This window comes from Proteus vulgaris (assembly GCF_023100685.1).
Classification (GTDB): domain Bacteria; phylum Pseudomonadota; class Gammaproteobacteria; order Enterobacterales; family Enterobacteriaceae; genus Proteus.
The window spans coordinates 637,944-660,379 of the sequence record NZ_CP090064.1; the positions used below are offsets into that span (position 1 = coordinate 637,944).

A 22,436-nucleotide genomic window follows, 5' to 3' on the forward strand; every position below is an offset into this window, starting at 1 on the left:
TTCGTGCTTCTTCTGAAAGTAATGAAAATTTCTCTTAAAGAGGGGAACTTACATTGTTAATGATTATCATATTAGCTAATGTATTCAGTATTTGGTGGTTTTATTTGAGGTGGGAGACATTACGTGGTTAAGCAAAAGTGGTCATTAGCAGTCGCAATAGGGGCTTTGTGTTTTTCAACATGGGCACAAGCAGATTCATTAAGTGAACAACGTGTTCGCTATCAAGAGATTAAAGCTGCATGGGATCTTAAAAAAACAGATGAAGTTGAAAAATTACTCCCGACATTAGAAAATTATCCACTTTATCCTTATTTGGAATATCGCCAAATCACCGATAATCTTGATGTTATTGCGCCTGCTGCGGTGACTGAATTTGTCACGAAATACCCAACATTACCACCAGCAAAAGCACTTCCTTCGTTATTTGTAAATGAATTGGCTAAGCGTCAAGAATGGCAAAATTTATTGACTTTTAGCCCTAATCCACCGAATCCCAAAGCAGCTAGATGTAACTATTATTATGCCAAGTGGGCAACCGGCGATGTTCAAACCGCATGGATAGGGGCTAAAGAAGCATGGCTAAATGGCACATCAATGCCATCAAGTTGTGATCCTCTTTTTGATGAATGGCAAAAAGCTAATCAATTAACACCAGAGTTAGTATTAGAACGAATTAACTTAGCAATTAAAAATGGAAACACAGGACTTGCGGCTTATTTAGCAAGACGCCTTCCAGAAAACTATCAAACGATTAGTGATGCTTTAGTTGAATTACAAGACTATCCAAACTTAGTTGGGCGCTATGCAACCGCGCTTTCACCAACCGATTTCACTCGTTCTATCATTCAATCGGCATTTTCACGTTGGGCAAGAAAAGATGCAGATGCGGCAAGAGCACAACTGGATAATATCGCACATGCCCAAAAAATGACGGCCAGTGAACGCCAATTAATGCGTGATACTGTGGCGTGGCAATATATGCCTTATGCTACACCTGAGCAGGTGAAATGGCGTGACAGCGTTATTCAAGATACCGCATCAGATACACTGCGTGAACGTCGTGTACGCCTAGCATTAAGCCAAAATCAACCTGCTGAATTGGCATTGTGGTTAGAAAGGCTCTCTCCTGAAAGTAAAAATAAGGAAGAGTGGCGTTATTGGCGTGCAATGGTATTGCAATCTCAAGGTAAAAATAGCGAAGCACAAGCTATTTTAGAAGCGCTGACGCAAAGTCGTGGTTTTTATCCAATGGTTGCCGCGAGCAAATTAGGTAAGCCATATGTGATGGTGATAGATAAGGCACCGAGTGTTTCATCAAGTATCCCTAATCAGCCAGAAGTACAACGTGTTCGTGAATTAATGTATTGGCAAATGGATAACTTAGCGCGCTCAGAGTGGGCAAACTATGTTGCTTCACAACCTGCACAAATGCAGTCTGAATTAGCACGCTATGCATTTGAACAAAAATGGGCTGATTTAGCAGTGCAAGCCACTATTACAGGAAAAATGTGGGATCACTTAGAAGAACGTTTTCCTCTTGCTTGGAAAAATGAGTTTGAGCAATACACGAAAGATAAATCGATAGACCGCAATTATGCAATGGCAATCGCTCGTCAAGAAAGCGCGTGGAACCCACAAGCACGCTCTTCAGCGGGTGCAACAGGTTTAATGCAAGTAATGCCAAAAACGGCCGAATTTACGGTAAAACAAGCGGGTATTACGGGTTATGTCAGTAGTGCGCAGTTAACAAATCCGGTAAAAAATATTGAGATTGGTACTGCTTATCTTGATTCTGTCTATCAGCGATTTAACCAAAACCGTATTTTGGCAAGTGCTGCATATAATGCGGGGCCTGCGCGTGTTGATCGTTGGTTATCTGATGCAAATGGCCAACTGGATGCGATTGCGTTTGTAGAAAGTATTCCTTTTGCAGAAACCCGTGGTTATGTCAAAAATGTACTCTCTTTTGCTGTTTTTTATAGTTATTTTGCGGGTGAACAACAACCAGTATTAACTGAGAATGAATGGAATAGTCGTTATTAAGGGATAAAAAGGCGATTTGTCGTGGGAGCCTCTTTGTACATTAGCAAAGTATGATATAGTTTGTACTAGTTAATGAGTGTGGCAAAAAGAGGCTTTCACGATGCAAGATCCTGCATTATCACCTGAAGAGAATGAGCACTGGCTAAGATTTGTTGAGTTATTACAACATGCATTTGAGCAAGATGTGCACTTTCCTATTTTACAGCTTTTAATGACACCTGATGAACGAAGTGCTTTGGCGACACGAGTACGCATTGTGCAAGAGCTAATGCGGGGAGACTTAAGTCAGCGTGAGCTAAAAGAAGAGCTAGGCGTTGGTATCGCCACTATTACTAGAGGCTCTAATAGCTTAAAAACGGCACCACATGAAGTGAAGTTATGGCTTGAAAAAGAGCTAATGACGAAAAAATAGTTGCATTATAATAATGTGAGCTAGAAAGATAAAAAGCCATTTAATCAAATAATTAAATGGCTTTTTGCTTTCTTTATTTACCTAAAAAACACATATCAGATTAATTATTAATCTTCTTTTTGATTGAGTTCTTTATAGATATCATGAGTTACTGGCACTAATGCCAAAACTAATGCTTGCTGGTAAACAGAAGTACGACTAAGTAGGCCATCGGTAAAATAACCAATTGCACCACCACGTTGTTTAATGTTGTCAATCTTAGTTAAGAAAGCCATTTCATCACCAAGCTCTCTGCCTTCACGGATCCCTTTTAAGATCTGCTCTGGTAGCATAAGACTTGCAGAGCGTGATTCGCCACGAATTTTTCCATGTTCGACAACAATCCAAGCAAAAGTCATATCATCTTCAATACCGGCTTCAACACCTACCCAAAAATCTGCTTCAGGGCGAACTTGACGAGCTGCCATGACACGCTGACGTGCGCCAGTTCTCGTTTCTGTGTTTCCGATAGGTTGTTGTGGAACACGGCTATCGACATTAATATCTTCAATATCAAAGGTATCTTTACCGAACACTTGCTCAAAAGCGAGTTTTATCGCGTTGATTTTTGCTGGATTCGTAGTGGCTGCAATGACATGATACATAATGAATTAATCATCCTTTGAAAAATTAGAGCAGTATAACGGAAAAAATGTATGTTACAGGTCTATCTTGTTCGCCACGGTGAAACTGAATGGAACGTGGCGAGACGTATTCAAGGGCAATCTGATAGCCCACTAACAGCAAATGGTGTGCGTCAAGCACAGCAAGTTGCTGAAAAAGTAAAATCAGCAGGTATTACCCATATTATCTCAAGCGATCTTGGCCGTACTCGTCAAACGGCAGAAATCATTGCACAAGCTTGTGGTTGTGAAGTGATAACTGACTCACGTTTACGTGAACTCAATATGGGCGTTCTTGAACAGCGAGAGATCGCAACATTAAAGACACAAGAAGAGGCTTGGCGCAAGAGTTTGATTGATGGTACACCTGATGGACGAATTCCCCAAGGAGAATCAATGGCAGAATTAGCGAGCCGAATGCAGGCTGCGTTAAATCAATGCCTTGAGTTGCCCGAAAATAGCCGCCCATTATTAGTGAGCCATGGTATTGCATTAGGATGTTTGCTGAGTACCGTTTTGGGATTACCTGCATATGCAGAACGTCGTTTAAGACTGCGTAATTGTTCAATTTCTCGTGTTGATTATCAAAACAGCCCTTGGCTTGCCAGTGGTTGGGTGATTGAAACGGCTGGAGATGTGAGTCATCTTACTGATACAGCATTAGATGAAGTTCAACGCTAAAAAATAAAAGCTCTCTTTGACGTGACTATCAAGAGAGCTTTTTCTTATGCCGTTACATCTTCACGTTTAATGGGGATGTAATATTCAAAGCGTTCGATATGATCTTGTGGCTCTGTCACCATCTCATTGCTGTAACGCACATTTTTAAGATAGTATTTTTCGACGTCATAACCTTTACGGCGAGTTAGTCCCATTTTAGGTAAACAAACACCATAAATCAGGAATAAAAACTCCTGCATTGCCCCTCGTTTTGCCTCACCTTCGAAATCAAAGCGAATGTAATCACCTCCTGCTAATGAGACTTCATGGGCTGCATCATCCTCAATAAATGTCGCATAATCAGGTTCAACAGCAGTGGTATAAAGCACACGTTGCTCATCTTCATGTTCATCACTATGTTGTGCATGATGAAGGCCATAAACTTGGTGAGGAACCGCATTTATTTTGCTCATATAGTAACGCCAGAATGTTTGGCGCATATCGGAACAAGCTTCAGCCCATTGCTCAAGTGTATGGCTACATGTTTGCTCAATACCAATAAGTTTTTTCTCAGGTAATTGTACAAATTCCCATTTTGGTAAATTTTGAGGATCTAAGGTAATAGGAGGACAAATTCCCACCGCGCACCATTCATCAGTACGACGATAAAGTGCTGGAGTTCTATCAAATTGCTTTTTAAAAGCACGGGTAAACGTCTGTTGGGAATCAAAACGATATTGCAAAGCAATGTCTAAAATGGGGCGGCTCGTTAAACGTAATGCAACAGCCGCGCGAGATAGACGCCTTGAACGAATATAAGAACCAATCGCTTGTCCTGTAACTTCTTTAAACATGCGTTGTAAATGCCACTTGGAGTAACCTGCTTTGGTTGCGACATTATCGAGGGATAATGGCTTATCGAGGTTACTATCAAGCCAAGCGAGCAAATCACGTATGATGTTGGTTTGATCCATACATCTCCCTTAGTCATATTCGTTTATTTATTGCGGTAGATGGTAAATAGCCTGAACATCTATAACAAGTTATATTGTTAGACAGTCGTAAAATATAGTCTTTTTCGGCGACTGATGTACACAAATTCTTCTATCAGTTAGCAAAAGATTGTTTTATTCTAGGCCTAATTATTCTCTCATCTTTTCAATGGAACAAAGTAAATATGTTAAATTTCAAAAAGATGCTAGCAGTGTCTATCTTACTCCCTTTTTCTTTTATGGCAAAAGCGGAAGAAATTGGTTACGTCGATACCGTATTTAAGTTTTTTGGTGCTAACCATAAAATTGTGATTGAAGCATTTGATGATCCTGAAGTTAAGAATGTGACTTGTTATTTAAGTCGTGCAAAAACAGGTGGGATCTCAGGAAGTCTAGGTCTTGCTGAAGATACGGCGGATGCGGCAATTTCTTGTCAGCAAGTGGGGCCTATTGAATTAAGTGAAAAGGTGATTAAAGGAAAAAACCGAGGTGATGTGGTTTTCCAAAAAAGAACATCTTTAGTCTTTAAAAAGCTTCAAGTTGTCCGTTTTTACGATAAAGAACGTCATGCACTGATTTACTTAACTTATTCCGATAAGGTGATTGATGGCTCACCAAAAAATGCGATCAGTGCCGTGCCTATTATGCCGTGGAAAGAGTGATTTTTATTAATTGGATAACTTAATGATTAATAAAATTAATATGAATAAGGTTTAAAATATTTTTTAAAAAATAGCTGTATTTTTTTTCAAAATAGTTGTTGAGATCAATTTTCATCTTTTGTTATTTTATTAATACGATGCTACATAAAAGAAAACCCCCGAATATATTCGGGGGTTTTTATTAGTTAAGTGTTTGAGATAAAATCAAATCACTCGTCTAAATCACCACAGAAACGATAACCTTCACCATGGATTGTAGCAATGATTTCAGGTGTATCTGGTGTAGATTCGAAATGCTTACGAATACGACGAATAGTAACGTCAACAGTACGATCATGAGGTTTTAATTCACGGCCTGTCATTTTCTTCAGTAATTCTGCACGAGTTTGGATTTTTCCTGGATTCTCGCAGAAATGTAGCATCGCACGAAATTCACTGCGTGGTAATTTGTATTGTTCACCAGCAGGGCTGATTAGTGAGCGACTGTTAATATCAAGCTCCCAACCATTGAATTTATAGCTTTCGACTAAACGGCGTTCTTCTGTGCCATTAACTAAATTCATGGTGCGTGACAATAAGTTACGAGCACGAATCGTTAACTCACGAGGGTTAAATGGTTTAGTAATGTAATCATCGGCACCAATTTCAAGGCCTAAGATTTTATCTACTTCATTATCACGACCTGTTAGGAACATTAATGCAACACTTGCCTGTTCGCGTAATTCACGAGCCAGTAATAGCCCATTTTTACCAGGAAGGTTAATGTCCATAATAACCAGATTAATATCATGATCAGATAGAACATTGTGCATTTCGTTGCCATCAGTGGCTTCGTGTACGATATACCCTTCAGCTTCGAATATGCTTTTCAGGGTATTACGAGTAACTACTTCGTCTTCAACAATCAGAATGTGCGGGGTTTGCATATTTGCTACCTAAAATTACCAAAAATAGAAAAAGGAAATCTGTGTTTAACTTCTGTGTGTGCACTTGTGTGGTTATTCATTTTTGTTATTAGCACGTAAAAACTAGACCCAGATTGAAATTCGATAAATAACCATCACGTTATTACAAAAAAATTACGATTTTAATCGACAATGAACGCTAAAATCAGAATGCAAAACGCCCATAGTCTATTAACAGCAATATAACACCAGTTGTATTAAATACCATCTAAAAAGCTAACTTTTGTTGACACATATCAAAATCAAGATAACAGCTTAACCCTGATTTCAATAGTTAACTATATAATTTGATTTATGTAATGTAAAAGAAAAATATATGTTAAATATAGTGGGGATTATTTTTTTTACCAGTTTTGTTACACAAATTAAAGGAGCCTAAAATACCTTATTCCTTATAAAAGTACAAATATCCAAATAACCCCAAAATAGTAGCTTTATTTTCTTTGTTTATCCCTTTGTGATAGGAATATCTATACTACAATAGAGGTAATGCTTGAAAAAATTTCACTTAAGTGACGGTTTATTTTTTGTGTAAAAAAAAGAAAAAATTTGACATCTCTCTCGCTTTGCTTTAACCAGTATATAGTCAAACTAAATTTGAGACAGACAGGATAGTTATGCGTATTTACAGCCCAGCTAAAATGACAATTATTACCACCACCACCGGAATTTTATATTGCGGGACGGGCTGTCGCATATAAAAAACGAAAATCGAAAAAGCCCGCATTGAGAAATGCGGGTTTTTTTTTGGGTGAAAAATCAGGAGAGTTGTATGCGAGTGTTAAAATTTGGGGGAACTTCAGTTGCCAATGCAGAGCGTGTGCTGAATGTTGCTGATATCGCTGAGAAAAAAAGAGAGCAAGGACAAGTCGCTCTTGTATTATCAGCACCAGCCAAAATAACGAATTATTTGGTTGCAATGATTGAAAAAACGGCAGAAGGCGAAGATCCTCTCACTCAAGTACGTGAAGCCGAACAAATTTTTGCCAATTTATTACAAGGTTTAAGAGAAAAACAGCCTGGTTTCGATTATGAGCGTTTAAAAGATAAAGTTGAGCGTGAATTTGCTGAAATTAGGCACATCCTTCATGGTATTTCTTTATTAGGTCAATGCCCTGATAGCATTAATGCAGCAATGATTTGTCGTGGTGAAAAGCTCTCTATCGCCATTATGGAGTCTGTTTTACAAGCTCGTGGCTATAATGTCACAGTTATTGATCCTGTAAAAAATTTACTTGCACAAGGTCACTATCTAGAATCTACCGTTGATATTCCTGAATCTACTCGCCGTATCTTGGAACTTAATATCGCGAAAGACGATATGATTTTAATGGCTGGTTTTACTGCAGGTAATGAAAAAGATGAACTGGTTGTATTAGGTCGCAATGGTTCAGACTACTCAGCCGCAGTATTAGCAGCCTGTCTGCGTGCTGAATGCTGTGAAATTTGGACTGATGTTGACGGTGTTTATACTTGTGATCCTCGTTTAGTACCTGATGCTCGTTTATTGAAGGGCATGTCATATCAAGAGGCAATGGAACTGTCTTACTTCGGTGCTAAAGTTCTTCATCCTCGCACTATTGCTCCAATCGCTCAGTTCCAAATTCCTTGTTTGATTAAAAATACAGGTAATCCTGATGCACCGGGTACACTGATTGGCGATGGTCAAAAAGATGAGAGTACTCCAGTTAAAGGGATCACTAACCTTAATAACATGGCAATGATCAACGTATCAGGCCCAGGTATGAAAGGTATGGTAGGGATGGCGGCTCGCGTATTCTCTGTGATGTCGAGAGCTGGTATTTCTGTTGTTCTTATTACACAGTCTTCTTCTGAATACAGCATCAGTTTTTGCGTACCACAAAAAGAACTGATTAGAGCGCAAAAAGCATTATCAGATGAATTCTATTTAGAATTAAAAGATGGTGTACTTGATCCATTAGATATCATGGAAAACGTAGCGATAATCTCTGTCGTGGGTGATGGTATGCGTACACTGAAAGGGATTTCAGCGCGATTCTTCTCTGCGTTAACACGAGGCAATATTAATATTGTTGCCATTGCTCAAGGTTCGTCTGAACGCTCTATTTCTGCAGTTATTGCCAACGACTCAGCAACTAATGCGGTACGTTTATGTCACCAAATGCTATTCAACACAAATCAAATCGTTGAAGTTTTTGTGATTGGTGCGGGTGGTGTCGGTAATGCATTAATTGAACAAATTCATCGTCAACAGGCATGGTTGAAAAATAAGCATATCGATCTTCGTGTATGTGGCATTGCTAATTCACGCGCCATGTTAACGAATATGCAAGGTATTGATTTAGATAATTGGCAACAAGCTTTAAAAGAAGCTAAAACGCCGTTTAGTTTTAGTCAGCTTATTCGCTTAGAAAAAGAGTACCACTTCTTAAATCCTGTGATTGTTGATTGCACATCAAACGAGGAAATTGCGCAACAATACGCAAATTTCTTACAAAATGGTTTTAATGTGGTTACACCAAACAAAAAAGCGAATACGCTGTCGATGGATTATTACTATCAAATCCGACAAGCCGCTGAAGCTTCACGTCGTAAATTTTTATATGACACTAATGTGGGTGCAGGTTTACCAGTTATTGAAAACCTACAGAACTTACTTAATGCAGGTGATGAGTTGGTTCAATTTAATGGTATTCTTTCAGGCTCACTCTCTTACATTTTTGGCCAGTTAGACGAAGGTAAGAGTTTGTCAGAAGCAACGTTTTCAGCGAAAGAAAAAGGTTTCACAGAACCTGATCCTCGTGATGATCTTTCGGGTATGGATGTTGCGCGTAAACTGCTGATTTTAGCCCGTGAAGCAGGTTATAAATTAGAGCTAAGTGATATCGATGTAGAGCCTGTGTTACCGACTTCATTTGACAGCACAGGTGATGTTGCAAGTTTCTTAAGTCGTTTACCTCAAGTTGATGTTGAATTTGACGCTAAGGTCGAAGAAGCACAAAAAGCCGGTAAAGTATTACGCTATGTCGGTGTTATTAATGAAGGTCAATGCCAAGTTAAAATGATGGCTGTTGATGCTAATGATCCTCTGTTTAAAGTAAAAAATGGTGAAAATGCTTTAGCCTTTTACACTCGCTACTATCAGCCAATTCCATTAGTGTTGCGTGGATATGGTGCGGGTAATGATGTTACTGCTGCTGGAGTGTTTGCAGATGTATTACGTACCTTATCATGGAAATTGGGGGTTTAAGCGTGGTTAAAGTTTATGCACCGGCATCAATAGGTAACGTGAGTGTCGGGTTTGATGTTCTTGGCGCTGCGGTTTCACCTATTGATGGGCAATTGCTTGGCGATTGTGTCACCGTTGATGCCGCTTCATCATTTACACTGGAAAGTAAAGGGCACTTTGTTAGCAAATTACCCGCTGATCCTAAACAAAATATTGTGTATCAATGTTGGCAGTTATTCTGTGAGAAACTAGGCAAAGAACTTCCTGTGGCAATGGTTTTAGAAAAAAATATGCCAATTGGTTCTGGTTTAGGATCAAGTGCTTGTTCGGTTGTTGCTGCATTAGTTGCACTTAATGAATTCGCTAAAAAGCCTTTCAACGAAAGACAATTGTTATTAATGATGGGTGAATTGGAAGGGCGCATTTCAGGAAGTGTTCACTATGATAATGTTGCACCTTGCTATTTAGGCGGCCTACAACTTATTCTTGAACAAAATGGTATCATTTGCCAATCTGTACCTACATTTGAAGACTGGTACTGGGTAATGGCTTATCCAGGAATTAAAGTCTCTACTGCACAAGCCAGAGCCATATTACCAAAAGAATATGCTAAGGCAGATATCATTAATCACGGACGCTATTTATCTGGTTTTATTCATGCTTGTCATACTCAACAACCTGAATTAGCGGCAAATTTAATGAAAGATGTGATAGCTGAACCTTACCGCACTCAGTTGCTTCCAGGATTTGAAAAAGCCAGAGAAGCTTCACAAAAGAAAGGGGCATTGGCTTGTGGCATTTCAGGTTCAGGCCCTACTCTTTTTACCATTACTGATTCATTAGAAATCGCACAAGACATGGCCGAATGGTTAAAACAATACTATGTACAAAACAGTGAAGGTTTTGTGCATATCTGCCGTTTAGATACGCGTGGCGCAAGACAGATAGGGTAAGTCATGAAATTATACAATTTGAAAGATAATCAAGAGCAAGTTAGCTTTGCTCAAGCGGTAAAGCAAGGTTTAGGTAAACACCAAGGTCTCTTTTTTCCACAGGACTTACCGTCGTTTTCTAAAGCTGAAATTGATGAATTATTAGCGCTTGATTTTGCAACACGCAGTAGCCGTATTTTAACGGCATTTATTGGTGATGAAATTCCTGCTGATGTATTAGCAAAACGAATTAACACTGCATTTGCATTTCCTGCACCTGTGACTCAGGTTGAAGACGACATTAGTTGTTTAGAGCTTTTCCACGGCCCAACATTAGCATTTAAAGACTTTGGTGGCCGCTTTATGGCGCAGATGCTGTCAGAAGTTGCAGGCAATCAACCTGTAACCATTTTAACTGCAACATCTGGTGATACTGGTGCTGCCGTTGCTCATGCATTCTACAAATTAGAAAATGTACAAGTTGTTATTCTTTATCCTGAAGGCAAAATTAGCCCATTACAGGAAAAATTGTTCTGTACATTAGGTGAAAATATTCACACTGTTGCAATTAAAGATGACTTCGATGCTTGCCAATCATTAGTAAAACAAGCTTTTGATGATGAGTTCTTAAAGAAAACAATGTATTTGAACTCAGCAAACTCTATCAATATCAGCCGACTATTGGCTCAAATTTGTTATTACTTTGAAGCTGTTGCCCAAATTCCTGCTGAAAAACATGAACAACTCGTGATCTCTGTACCAAGTGGTAACTTTGGTGATTTAACTGCGGGTCTATTAGCTAAATCTTTAGGATTACCTGTTAAACGCTTTATTGCAGCAACAAACGTGAATGATACGGTCCCTCGCTATTTAGATAATGGTAAATGGGAACCTCACCGTACTATTGCAACACTTTCTAATGCAATGGATGTTAGCCAGCCTAATAACTGGCCACGTATTGAAGAATTGTACCGTCGTAAAGAGTGGGATCTCTCCGATTTATCTCATGGTGCTGTTAGTGATGAAACAACTGAAGAAACAGTACGTGAGCTTGCAAAAAAAGGTTATATTTCAGAGCCACATGCAGCTGTTGCTTATCGTTTATTACGTGATGAGCTTCAAGAGGGTGAATACGGTTTATTCTTAGGTACTGCACACCCAGCGAAGTTTAAAGAAAGTGTAGAGCGCATTTTAGGCGGTGAATTACCGCTTCCTAAAGAGCTTGCAGAGCGGGCTGATAAAGAACTGTTATCACATTTCTTACCAGCTGATTTTGCTCAATTACGTGCATTCTTACTTGAAAGAGCACCTAAGTAATCATTATTTTAAAAAATTAGATTTATATTTAATTAAATAGCTCAATATTTTATTGAGCTATTTTTTTATCTAAAATAGGAAAGTAAGTATTTAAAAAAAATAAAAATTAATATATATATTTTATTTCCAGAAAGCAGTCTAATTAAATGTAAGGAAATTAAATATGAATGGATTCAAAAAAGTGCTATTCAAAGATAATATAAATGAAATTGTATCAAAAATTGAAAATCATATAAAAGAAAATAATTCAGAACTTTTTTTTAAAGTACAATCTGTAAAAAGAATATTAACAGAAAGTTATATATCTATTTTCATTTCTAAAAATGAGTATGCTGCGAATGAGTTTTTAGAAAAAATAGAGAATAGTTTTTCACTTTATCATAAAAATGAATTTACAAAACAGCTTGATTTAATTAGAAAAAAAATCAATAAAAGCATAGAGGAACTATTTGTTAATAGTGCAAAATTAGCAGGAAGAGGATCTAATAAAATAAAAAAAGAACGATTGGAATTATTAATGCAGCATAATGTTTCTGGTGATTACTATTTGGAATTTGAAAGTAAAAAGCTATTTATACAAATAGATAATGAAAATAATAGTTTTAAAATTATTGATTTTAATGGATGTGCTGAGTTTTTTTATGATAAAAATAGTCTAATAAATAAAAACAATTCTCTTATAAGTATTAAGAATGATGATAGCTTTTTATATTATCGATTTTATAATAAAAAAGAATATTCTGATCATTTTAATAATACGGAAAATTGGAGTATCAATAATAAAAACATTCTTGATATGATAATCAATAATATTAAAATTAAAGAAAAAATAAGTATCAATAAAGATATTAGTATTGAACTGAATGAGAGTTATTCGTATAAAAATATTTTTATTGTTAGAGATAACTTGAACAAAACAGAGAAAATACTGCATATATATGTCTCTGATATAGAAGAAGCATTTACAATTGCAAAATCTAAATATGAGCAAATAACTGATAGTGGAGAACATTTACTTTATAAAATCGGTACAGGTTGGTTTATTACTAAAATAAAACATAATGTTATGAAAAAGTTTTCACAATATACGGATCTATTAAAACCATTAGAAAAAATAATGAGCCGAGTTAATTTAATTACCTCAACAGAAACTAATTATGATTTTAGTCATATTCAAAATCTTAATGGATTATGTTATGGGCTGAGTTTGAACTATTTAGTCGAAGTTATAAATGGTGGTTTAGAAGGAGGGAATAAATATTTATTCTGGTTAAAGGAGAATGTACGATCTTATCAAAATGAACAAGAAATTATAGCCGATAAATTTGATTCAATTTTATTTAGTAGTATACGGGAATATGAAATATTAAATCTAATTAAAGAAATAAAAAGTATCATATTTTCTCAGCATTTCCAAATGGAAAGGTTAAGTGAAAAAGCACAATATTTTGTATTTGATTCAATAAAATCAAGTGAATATAGTAAAATTTTAGAACAACGAGGATTAAAAAGATCACATATAAGAAAAATAGCATATGATAAAAACAAAATTAATGAATACTTAGAGTACATCATAAAAAATAATGATAATTATTATGCTATTATTGGATTTAAAGATCATGCTATTGCTATTTCATATAAAAAATACTCTGAAAATTATTATAAATTTTCCTTGTTTGATTCTAATAGTGAATTATTAGAATATTCTAGTGTTGGATCTATAAATAAAATTTTAGCGAGTAAAATGGATTTTTATGGCTCACATGATATTGATAATGAAAAATATATTATTTTTGATGAGTATATAAATAATAAAGAATCAAATTACCGAAATGTATGGGATTATAATGATGTAGAGATAAATAAAGGTCTTGCTGAGAATATAAAGAAAATAGGTTTTGCATTACCCTTTGACGAAAATATTACAGGGCGTGTTCTTCATTATAATGAACATCGTGATCTTATAGTTGAGCTAAAAAGAAACAATAAAATAATAGAAGTTGTTGTAAAGAATTCTAATTTTGATGAAGGGATTTATTTAATAAAAAATCATTTTTCTCAGATCGTAAAGAATGAAAAAGCCAGTAAAATTACTTTAAATAAAAATGATAATGGTGATATAAATATTCAAGAAACTGAGTTTGATAATTTTCAAAAAATAATAATAAACAAAAATTATATTGAATTTAGTGATGTATACTATCGTGATCTGATTAAGATTAATAGTTATTTATTAAAAGGAAGCAAATCTACTTTATTAAATGAAATAGTTTCTTTAATTGATATCTTAGAAGGAAATATATATTTTGATAAGTTGTCAGCAAGTTTATCTCTTATTAACAAAATAGAATATTTTAATTATAATAATAAAGGTATATCTCTTTTTAATATATTAAATAAAGTAAAGGAAAAAATAGAAAGTAAGTTATTTTATGATAAGTTAATTTATGGGAAAGATAAGTTAATCGCCTTATCTAAAAAAAATAGTTTAGTTGCTGCAAAATTTTATCAATTAATGGTTAATGAAATTAATGAAGTTAATAAAGGTGTTAGTAATTTCATTTACAATAATATTATTGAAAGTCCTTATTTGTCACTAGATGAAAATAGAAGTATGGGAGTTTATGGATATGATTATACTATTGAATTTAAAGAGAATTATCAATATATAGATGAAGTAATTAAAGGAATTGATATTCCAGAATTAAAAAATACTCTTTTATTAGAAGAAAAAAATAGATTACATTTAAAAGATAGCTATAAGAAACTATTAGAATATAAAAATCATAATTATGTAAGTAAATTAATTGGCTTTATTGAAAATGAAATAGATTTAAAAAAAGGTAATAAATTAAGCTCTTATCAAGATTTGTATTTTGATTTTTTTATAAATCAGCAATTCACCAATAAAATGATTATTCATGAAATGGTTCAATTGGAAAACTATTTTCTTAATAATTACCGTGAAAAAAATTATGGATACTATCAAAATAATTTCTTTATTAATGAAGATGATCCTCGTGTTCTTTTAGAAAAATCACTTAATCAAAATAAAAATAAAATAGATTGTAGTTATTTATTATTTGATGATAGTAAAGAAAATTTAAATTTTTTATTTTCTGAAAATATTATCTTTACTGATAAAATCATAGATAATATTATTCTTGATAATATAGAAATGTATTATCAAGAAGATATTATAAATTATTTCTATAATGGTATTAAAAATGAAGAGCTAACCTCATACCTAAAAGATAAGCCAGAAGTAAGTCATCTTTTGGATTATTGTCTAAAAAATAGAATAAGAATAATAGTAACAGGAAATAGTGAAAGAAGTCTTTTTAATCAAGAATTAATTAGACAAAAGGATGAAGTCGAAAAACTATATAATATTATTTTAGAAAATCAATTTTTTAATGAAAAAACAATTGTTTTTGCAAAAAAGGATAAATTGTTAAGTCACCAATATGGTGATTTTTTTATTGAAGGAATTGCTCAACGACTAAATATGCCTATTTATCAAATAATTGATAATAGGTTATCTCTATCAAAGGATAACGTAATTGTTAAACCTTTAGTCAAACGACAACATATAGATAAACCTTTACTTGCAAATGTTCTACTATCTCATGTCATCATTCCTGAGATAGAATCTAATAATATAGAACCCATCTCACTTAATGAAAAAATAAAAAAAGAAAATCAAAAATTAACTGAAGGGTTATACCAATTTGTTTCTAAAATACATCCTAATTATCGTGATAATAAAGAATTTAAACTAGGCTATGAAAAAGATATTAAAACTGTTATTTATGACTATTCAGATAAAATCACAGTATTAGATATCTTTAATTACATTAAACTTAATCATTATGGGCTTAATCTTTATCAACTCGGTTCTATCATCAATAAAATTGATAATGTTAATATCAAACAGCATAGGGAAAAATTAAAGGAGCTCAGTGATAAGCTTATTAATAATGATATTTCCATAAATACTGCATGTGAAAAATATCAGTATGAGTTATCTGCTTTTTTTAACGTTTCAAGTAAAATAAAAATAAAAAATAAGTTAACACAAATGATACATGATCCGCTGATTAATAAAAAATTTAATCAATATTTAATGGGGGGAATAACATATCAACAATGGCAATCATTGATTTCCTTATCAGAAGGATCGCTGACATTAATTGAAAAAACAAATAAAACAATTGAGGTGATTCATGCAATTTATGATAATCCAACATTGATAAATAAATTAAGTTTGTTTTCAAGAAATTTACTTGATTCATTTTTTGATAGAAATAAAAAAGGTAATTTATACAGAGTGTTATTAGATAACATCTCTAATTTTGGAAACTATAAAAGGATAATAAGTTCACTTCAAAATATTATCACAATGATCCATCATAAAGAGATACTAAATTCATCATCGCCCTCTAAGGCTTTAGAAAAAGCAAGTAACTTTAATCAATTAAATATATTGGAGATGAATAACCAACCATTAATTAATAAAGAAAAATTAAAAATAAATGAACATTTTTTTGATAAGCAATTATTGGTCAATGTAGGAGCGATAATTAATGGAAAAAGTATCGATTTAATTGATCTTAGTAAAATAGATAAATGGGAGTCAAAACTCACCTTCGACCCTCATCATTTTAATGATTATTTTTTATCTATTTCTGGCAATGAAAAAGACAAACAGATAATTTCTCTATTTTCTTATTTACTAAATAGTAAAGAAGATAAAATTAAATATCTACTTTCTAATGATACTAATAGAATTGATTATATTGTTGCTTATGAAAGATTAGCTAAAATTATTGATTTAGAAAATAAAGAATATAGTAATAATGATTGGGATGTATTAAGGAAACAGTCATCAATAATTCCACGACATATGAAAATAATAAGTAAGATTGGTTATGCTAATATTACTTATAGTATGTGGCAGTCAGTTAATTCTACGTTTATGCTGGCTGAACAACTTAGTAATCCATTGTTGACATCAAAAGAACGTCAAGAGATCATTAATAACCTTGCTATAATGTGGTCTGAAATGGTCTACAATGGTTTGTCTGAAGTAATTGAAATTTCATTAGCTAAAGGATTGCTAAAATATCGGCATAATCCATTGGAATATATTAATAAAATAAGCACAAAAATAGGTGTTGGGCTGAATATACTTTCTATTGGCTTCGATATTTATAATGCTTACGATAATTTTAGTCGAATTTCAGATGAAAATAGTGAAAAGCAACGTATTGATTATATTGTTAATGGATCTTTGGCTGTAGTGTCTGGATTGGTAACTTTGGGGGTTTCTATTGCGATGCTTGCAGGTTCAACTATTGCTGGCCCTATAGGTATTGTTGCAGGTGCCGTTATTGCTTTAGCAACTTCAATTTATACAGCAGCAAGGCTTATTGAGGAAGCAAAAACAAAAGTACATTTTACACCACTAGAAGAGCTGAATAATGGCTTTTATGCATTTTTGATGGGGGATCTTATACCAGATAAAAAAAATGAAATTATCTATTTGGAAACCAAAATGCAATTAGAATCATTGATAGATAAAAATGCAGCTAATTATCTTGAAGAAATAAGAAAGCAATTTAATTTTGCTCGTTATTTCTATACTAATGAGAAACAAATATATCAAGAATGTTATTATTATAAGATAGTGCCAAACCTAATGGGTAAGAAATTAGATTCAATTTTAAATCCTTTTGGTGAGTATGTTGCTCAGCGAATATCGTTAAATATGAGTCAAAAAGAAGCAGAAAAAATAGCAGCACTCTCTTATCATTTACGTTCGGAAAAAACAGAATATAAGTATTATCTACCTAAAGAAGCTATAGCCACAAATGAAATACTTATTTTTGATATGGATTTTTATATTAATGAATTGAAACGTTACTCTATAGATATTATTTCAGATGATAATTCACCTATATTCTCTGAGGTTGTTGATGATGATTTTTTCAGAAGAATAAAAACAACACGAGAAAATAGCATTCATCTATTTGGTGAAAAAAAAGTAACTAATGATTTAATAAAAGCTAATAAATATGAAAGATATTATAATTTGGGTTGGAATGAAAATGAGGTTTTTTATTTTAATACTCATAACGGTGATGATATTATTGTCGCTCCTTCAAATACTAAAAACACCTTTGATATTTATAATGGAACTAAAAGGATAAGTGGAGGAAATAAAGATGATACATTTAATTTATTTACTTCGAAATCACCTCTTTATGCTAGTCGTTTTTATGGGCGTGGAGGATGTGACACACTCCGTATTATTAAGACAAAAAATAAATATACGGGTTATGAAGTTAATTTATTAGATAATTACGTTAAGTTCAAAGGGTCAGAAGAAGAAACAAATAGCCAAAATTTCCACTCGAAACTTTTTCTTTATCAAGATAAGGATGGCTTTTACTCGAGGCAATTGATTGATTCTATGCCTAATATCGTATTACAAAATCAAAGTGTCATTGCTTATTTAGACAGTATTGAAAATGTTATAGGGAGTGAAACAGGCAATGATATTATTTATGGCAATCAAGAGGATAATTACTTAGATGGTGGTGGCGGGGCAGATTTATTATATGGATTAGGGGGAAATGATACTTTAGTATTACAGGAAGGATATGCTGAAGGTGGTGAAGGGAATGATAGTTATATTATTTTAAGAGCATCGTTAGAACAAAGTTATAATATTCAGTTTGAAACAATTATTAATGAAGATTCTCAAGATAATGCCAGTATTGTAAAATTGAATTATCGTTTTGATGAGATTTCTGCGATCCGTCGTTATGGAAAAGATATTTTATTTGATATGAAAGTGAATGATGGAAATAAAAATAATGATTTAATCTATCATTCAATAAAATTAAAAAATGTTTATAAAGATAAAGAAGGACAAGTATTATCTCATCGATATACTTTAGTTATGAATGACGGATTTATGCTAACAGCTAAAGAATGTACAAGTAGTAAAGATAATATATTTTATCAGTTTAGTTATTTACAACAATACAGTAGTAACAATAAGAATGTTCAGCATTTTCATATAGATAATAATAATCACTCTTTAAGTATTTCATATCCTAATGAAATGATAATAATTAACTTATTACCCCAATTACATTACAGTGGATTTTCTGTCGATGAGAACATACGATTTACTATTGATGGCAATGATTGTGATAATTATTATCTTGGTATTACTCCTAATTCGTTAATTAAACTCAGTTCAGGTCATGATAGCTATCAAATCAAAACATTTTTAGCGCAAGATAAACATGAAACAATCACTGTCTCTCTTTCTAACAATTCAAATAAATTAACTCCTGATTGTATTAGTAATTTTATTTTATCTGATATCAGTGGGTTTGATTTAAAGTTTCATAATGGTGTTTTATCTCACCGCTATCATCCGAATGCTCACCTGAAACTTGTATTTGAATTATCACATCTTCAATCTATTGTTGACTCTGGTATGAAAATTCGCCTAATTGATAAAGACAATGTCGTCTTTACTCTTCCCACACAAGAGAATAAGCAACAATTGCTTATACCTACCGATGATTTAAATTTAGCTCTCAGCTCAGAAGATGATGTACTTATGATCCCTGGCTCACTGAGCTTAAATAAAGAGGCATTGCTTGCATATTCCCTTTATCCTTTTCACTCTGAATTAATATCGATCTCTACCTCCTTGCAAGAGCAACAAAACCAAGCAACCGATCTATTGTCAGTTCTCTACCTTATGGATGGGGATGATATTGTTGTTAATCACAATAAAAATAGCTCTGTGATAGATGCTGGTGCAGGAGACGATAGTATTGTGGTTAATCATGGGCATCATATTTTAATTGCTGGAGAGGGTAATGATAGCCTAAATGCAGGGAGTGGAAATGACCTTTTGATCTCGGGATCAGGCCTTGATTATTTAAGTGGGGGAACTGGCAGTAATGTTTATATTGTAAAAAAACGCTGTGGTGAAGTTATTGTTTATGATGAAGGTAAAAACAGCCATATTTTTATTTCTGGGTTATCTGAGCATGATAGGTTAATTTATTCTCAAATTGGTGATGAAAGGCAGTATAAAACACAAGATAACCAATTTACTTTAACCTTAAGGGTAAAAGAAGATGAGATTAATTCTTCAGTTACTGTTATTGAAAAGCAAAGCACGCTTTCTATACCATCTCTTGCTTTAATTATTCAAGAAATGGCTCAATTTAACGAGCAACAATTGGCAATAATGCAAGGTAGTGAATTTATTCCATCACCTATATGGTCACCTTTACCATTAGTGACAAAACATTTGTGATCTTCAATATAAAAAAACAGCACTTATGTTAGTGCTGTTTTTATTTGTAAGATAATGCGTGATCAATATTTTTATTTGACTAGTGATTCGGTACGTTTAAATACTAAGGTATTACCTTCAGATTCAGCAGAGTTAAATTGATAACCCTCTAAATCAAATTCTTTAAGTTGTGTTTTGTCAGTGAGTTTTTCTTGAATAATAAAACGGCTCATTAATCCGCGCGCCTTTTTAGCGTAAAAGCTAATGACTTTGTATTTCCCATTCTTCTCATCTAGAAAAACAGGTTTAATAATTTCAGCATTGAGTTTTTTCGGGTTAACGGATTTAAAATATTCATCAGAGGCTAAATTAACTAAAACGTTATCACCTTGTGCTTCAATCGCTTTATTTAATGCTTCTGTAATGGTGTTTCCCCAAAATTGGTATAAATCACTGCCCTTGTTATTTTTTAGCTTTATTCCCATTTCAAGACGATAAGGTTGCATTAAATCCAGAGGGCGTAATACACCATATAAACCTGAAAGCATGCGTAAATGTTGTTGAGCAAATTGAAAATCATCTTCAGAAAAGAGTTCAGCTTGCATGCCTGTATAAACATCACCTTTAAATGCCAAAATAGCTTGGCGCGCATTTTCTGGTGTGAAATTAGGTTGCCACTCACCAAAACGAGCAGTATTTAATCCTGCGAGTTTATCGCTTATCTTCATTAAGCTTGCAATATCACTTGAAGATAACTTTCGACACTCTTCGATAAGTTGTTGGGAATATTTTAGCAATTCAGGTTGGGTGAAATGCGTTGTTGCTAAAGGCGATTCGAAGTCCAGTGTTTTAGCTGGTGAAATAGTAATTAGCATAATTCCCTCAATTGGCTATTTTAATGTTCATCAAATATAACAAATTCTTTCGATAATAGGCTAAATTATAGTAATAGGAAAAAACAATGGTTTCTCTTATTTGGGGTAAAAATCGACAATTAAAACGATTCAGCCTGCGATCTTCTTCTGTTTTTTTCCGCTTTTGTTTCGCGAAAACGTTTGGCATTCAAATAATTGCTTTGTATGAATCTAAGCGTCTTGTAGTGTGAGCAGTCCATGTTATTATCAATAGATATCCGCAGGTGACTGCAAACAGATTTACCTAGTAGATGAGATAAACAAAATGACCAACAAATTGACTTCTTTGCGTAAACTGACAACAGTTGTTGCTGACACTGGCGACATTGCAGCAATGAAACTGTATCAGCCTCAAGACGCAACTACCAACCCATCTTTAATTTTAAATGCAGCTCAAATTCCTGAATATCGTAAATTAATTGATGAAGCGATTGAATGGGCACGCTCACAAAGCGATTCTCGTGAACAACAAATCGTTGATGCTTGTGACAAGCTGGCAGTAAATATTGGTTTAGAAATTTTAAAACTGATCCCTGGCCGTATTTCAACAGAAGTGGATGCTCGCCTGTCTTATGATACTCAAGCATGTATCGAAAAAGCACGCCACTTAATGAAGCTTTATAACGATGCAGGTATTAGTAACGACCGTATTCTTATCAAATTAGCATCTACTTGGCAGGGTATTCGTGCCGCAGAGCAATTAGAAAAAGAAGGTATCAACTGTAACCTGACTTTACTGTTCTCTTTTGCTCAAGCTCGTGCATGTGCTGAAGCGGGTGTTTACCTGATTTCTCCATTTGTTGGTCGTATCATGGATTGGTATAAAGCTAATACAGATAAAAAAGAATTTGCACCTGCTGAAGATCCAGGTGTTATTTCTGTGACTGAAATCTACAATTATTACAAACAACATGGTTATAACACTGTTGTTATGGGCGCAAGCTTCCGTAATATGGGTGAGATTTTAGAATTAGCCGGTTGTGACCGCTTAACTATCGCACCAGCTCTGTTAAAAGAATTATCAGAAGCTGAAGGTGAAGTTGAACATAAGTTATCTTATAAAGGTGAAGTGAAAGCACGTCCAGAAGCTATCACTGAAGCACAATTCTATTGGGAGCATAATGCAGACCCAATGGCAGTAGATAAATTATCTGACGGTATTCGTAAATTTGCTGTCGATCAGGAAAAATTAGAGAAAATGATTGCGGATTTATTATAATTCGTCGTTAAATTCTTATAAAAATCTTAAATACCCATCTTTTACAGGTGGGTATTTTCATTTTTTTCTTCTCAAAATAACATTTAAGAAAATTTTAAGATTAAATTGATTGGAA

The 22,436-nt window shown here is 33.8% G+C and carries 13 protein-coding genes; 9 read left to right on the plus strand and 4 right to left on the minus strand.

The window, feature by feature from the left end; all coding sequences use genetic code 11:
* The first annotated feature begins 123 nt into the window (after positions 1 to 123).
* On the plus strand, positions 124 to 2,043 hold the full coding sequence (sltY, locus tag LW139_RS03135; protein ID WP_247850615.1) for a murein transglycosylase: 1,920 nt from the start codon (positions 124 to 126) through the stop codon (positions 2,041 to 2,043).
* Between the two features lie 100 nt (positions 2,044 to 2,143).
* The gene (gene trpR, locus LW139_RS03140; protein ID WP_072063739.1) at positions 2,144 to 2,455 is read left to right on the plus strand and encodes a trp operon repressor; all 312 of its coding nucleotides are present in this window, start codon (positions 2,144 to 2,146) and stop codon (positions 2,453 to 2,455) included.
* 107 nt (positions 2,456 to 2,562) lie between these two features.
* Here the strand turns inward: trpR and yjjX are convergent, their stop codons facing one another.
* Complete coding sequence (gene yjjX / locus LW139_RS03145) at positions 2,563 to 3,099, minus strand: inosine/xanthosine triphosphatase (RefSeq protein ID WP_109408072.1); 537 nt, start codon at positions 3,097 to 3,099, stop codon at positions 2,563 to 2,565.
* Positions 3,100 to 3,150: 51 nt separating this feature from the next.
* Between yjjX and gpmB the strand changes: the two genes are divergently transcribed.
* A complete protein-coding gene (gene gpmB, locus LW139_RS03150) occupies positions 3,151 to 3,798 on the plus strand; it encodes a 2,3-diphosphoglycerate-dependent phosphoglycerate mutase GpmB (protein ID WP_166539433.1) in 648 nt (215 codons plus the stop codon).
* A gap of 44 nt (positions 3,799 to 3,842) precedes the next feature.
* On the opposite strand, the gene robA is transcribed toward gpmB, so the two are convergent.
* The gene (gene robA, locus LW139_RS03155; protein ID WP_166539434.1) at positions 3,843 to 4,751 is read right to left on the minus strand and encodes an MDR efflux pump AcrAB transcriptional activator RobA; all 909 of its coding nucleotides are present in this window, start codon (positions 4,749 to 4,751) and stop codon (positions 3,843 to 3,845) included.
* Positions 4,752 to 4,972: 221 nt separating this feature from the next.
* On the opposite strand from robA, the gene creA reads away from it, so the two are divergent.
* Positions 4,973 to 5,431: a protein CreA gene (gene creA, locus LW139_RS03160; protein WP_176694743.1), complete on the plus strand. Its 459-nt coding sequence runs from the start codon at positions 4,973 to 4,975 to the stop codon at positions 5,429 to 5,431.
* 209 nt (positions 5,432 to 5,640) lie between these two features.
* Here creA and arcA read toward each other — a convergent pair whose 3' ends face one another.
* Positions 5,641 to 6,357: a two-component system response regulator ArcA gene (arcA, locus tag LW139_RS03165; protein WP_006535263.1), complete on the minus strand. Its 717-nt coding sequence runs from the start codon at positions 6,355 to 6,357 to the stop codon at positions 5,641 to 5,643.
* Positions 6,358 to 7,168: 811 nt separating this feature from the next.
* On the opposite strand from arcA, the gene thrA reads away from it, so the two are divergent.
* The 4 genes from thrA to LW139_RS03185 all read left to right on the plus strand — a co-directional run bounded on the left by thrA (position 7,169) and on the right by LW139_RS03185 (position 20,209).
* Complete coding sequence (thrA, locus tag LW139_RS03170; RefSeq protein WP_166539435.1) at positions 7,169 to 9,628, plus strand: bifunctional aspartate kinase/homoserine dehydrogenase I; 2,460 nt, start codon at positions 7,169 to 7,171, stop codon at positions 9,626 to 9,628.
* Positions 9,610 to 10,560, plus strand: a complete 951-nt coding sequence (gene thrB / locus LW139_RS03175; RefSeq protein WP_166539436.1) for a homoserine kinase — start codon at positions 9,610 to 9,612, stop codon at positions 10,558 to 10,560. The genes thrA and thrB overlap by 19 nt, the downstream gene beginning before the upstream one ends.
* A gap of 3 nt (positions 10,561 to 10,563) precedes the next feature.
* The gene (gene thrC / locus LW139_RS03180; RefSeq protein WP_109408068.1) at positions 10,564 to 11,856 is read left to right on the plus strand and encodes a threonine synthase; all 1,293 of its coding nucleotides are present in this window, start codon (positions 10,564 to 10,566) and stop codon (positions 11,854 to 11,856) included.
* Positions 11,857 to 12,019: 163 nt separating this feature from the next.
* Complete coding sequence (locus tag LW139_RS03185) at positions 12,020 to 20,209, plus strand: RTX toxin (RefSeq protein WP_247850616.1); 8,190 nt, start codon at positions 12,020 to 12,022, stop codon at positions 20,207 to 20,209.
* A 71-nt stretch (positions 20,210 to 20,280) separates the two neighbouring features.
* Here the strand turns inward: LW139_RS03185 and yaaA are convergent, their stop codons facing one another.
* A complete protein-coding gene (yaaA, locus tag LW139_RS03190) occupies positions 20,281 to 21,063 on the minus strand; it encodes a peroxide stress protein YaaA (RefSeq protein ID WP_247850617.1) in 783 nt (260 codons plus the stop codon).
* Positions 21,064 to 21,367: 304 nt separating this feature from the next.
* On the opposite strand from yaaA, the gene tal reads away from it, so the two are divergent.
* A complete protein-coding gene (gene tal / locus LW139_RS03195) occupies positions 21,368 to 22,321 on the plus strand; it encodes a transaldolase (protein WP_109371855.1) in 954 nt (317 codons plus the stop codon).
* The last annotated feature ends 115 nt before the right edge of the window (positions 22,322 to 22,436 follow it).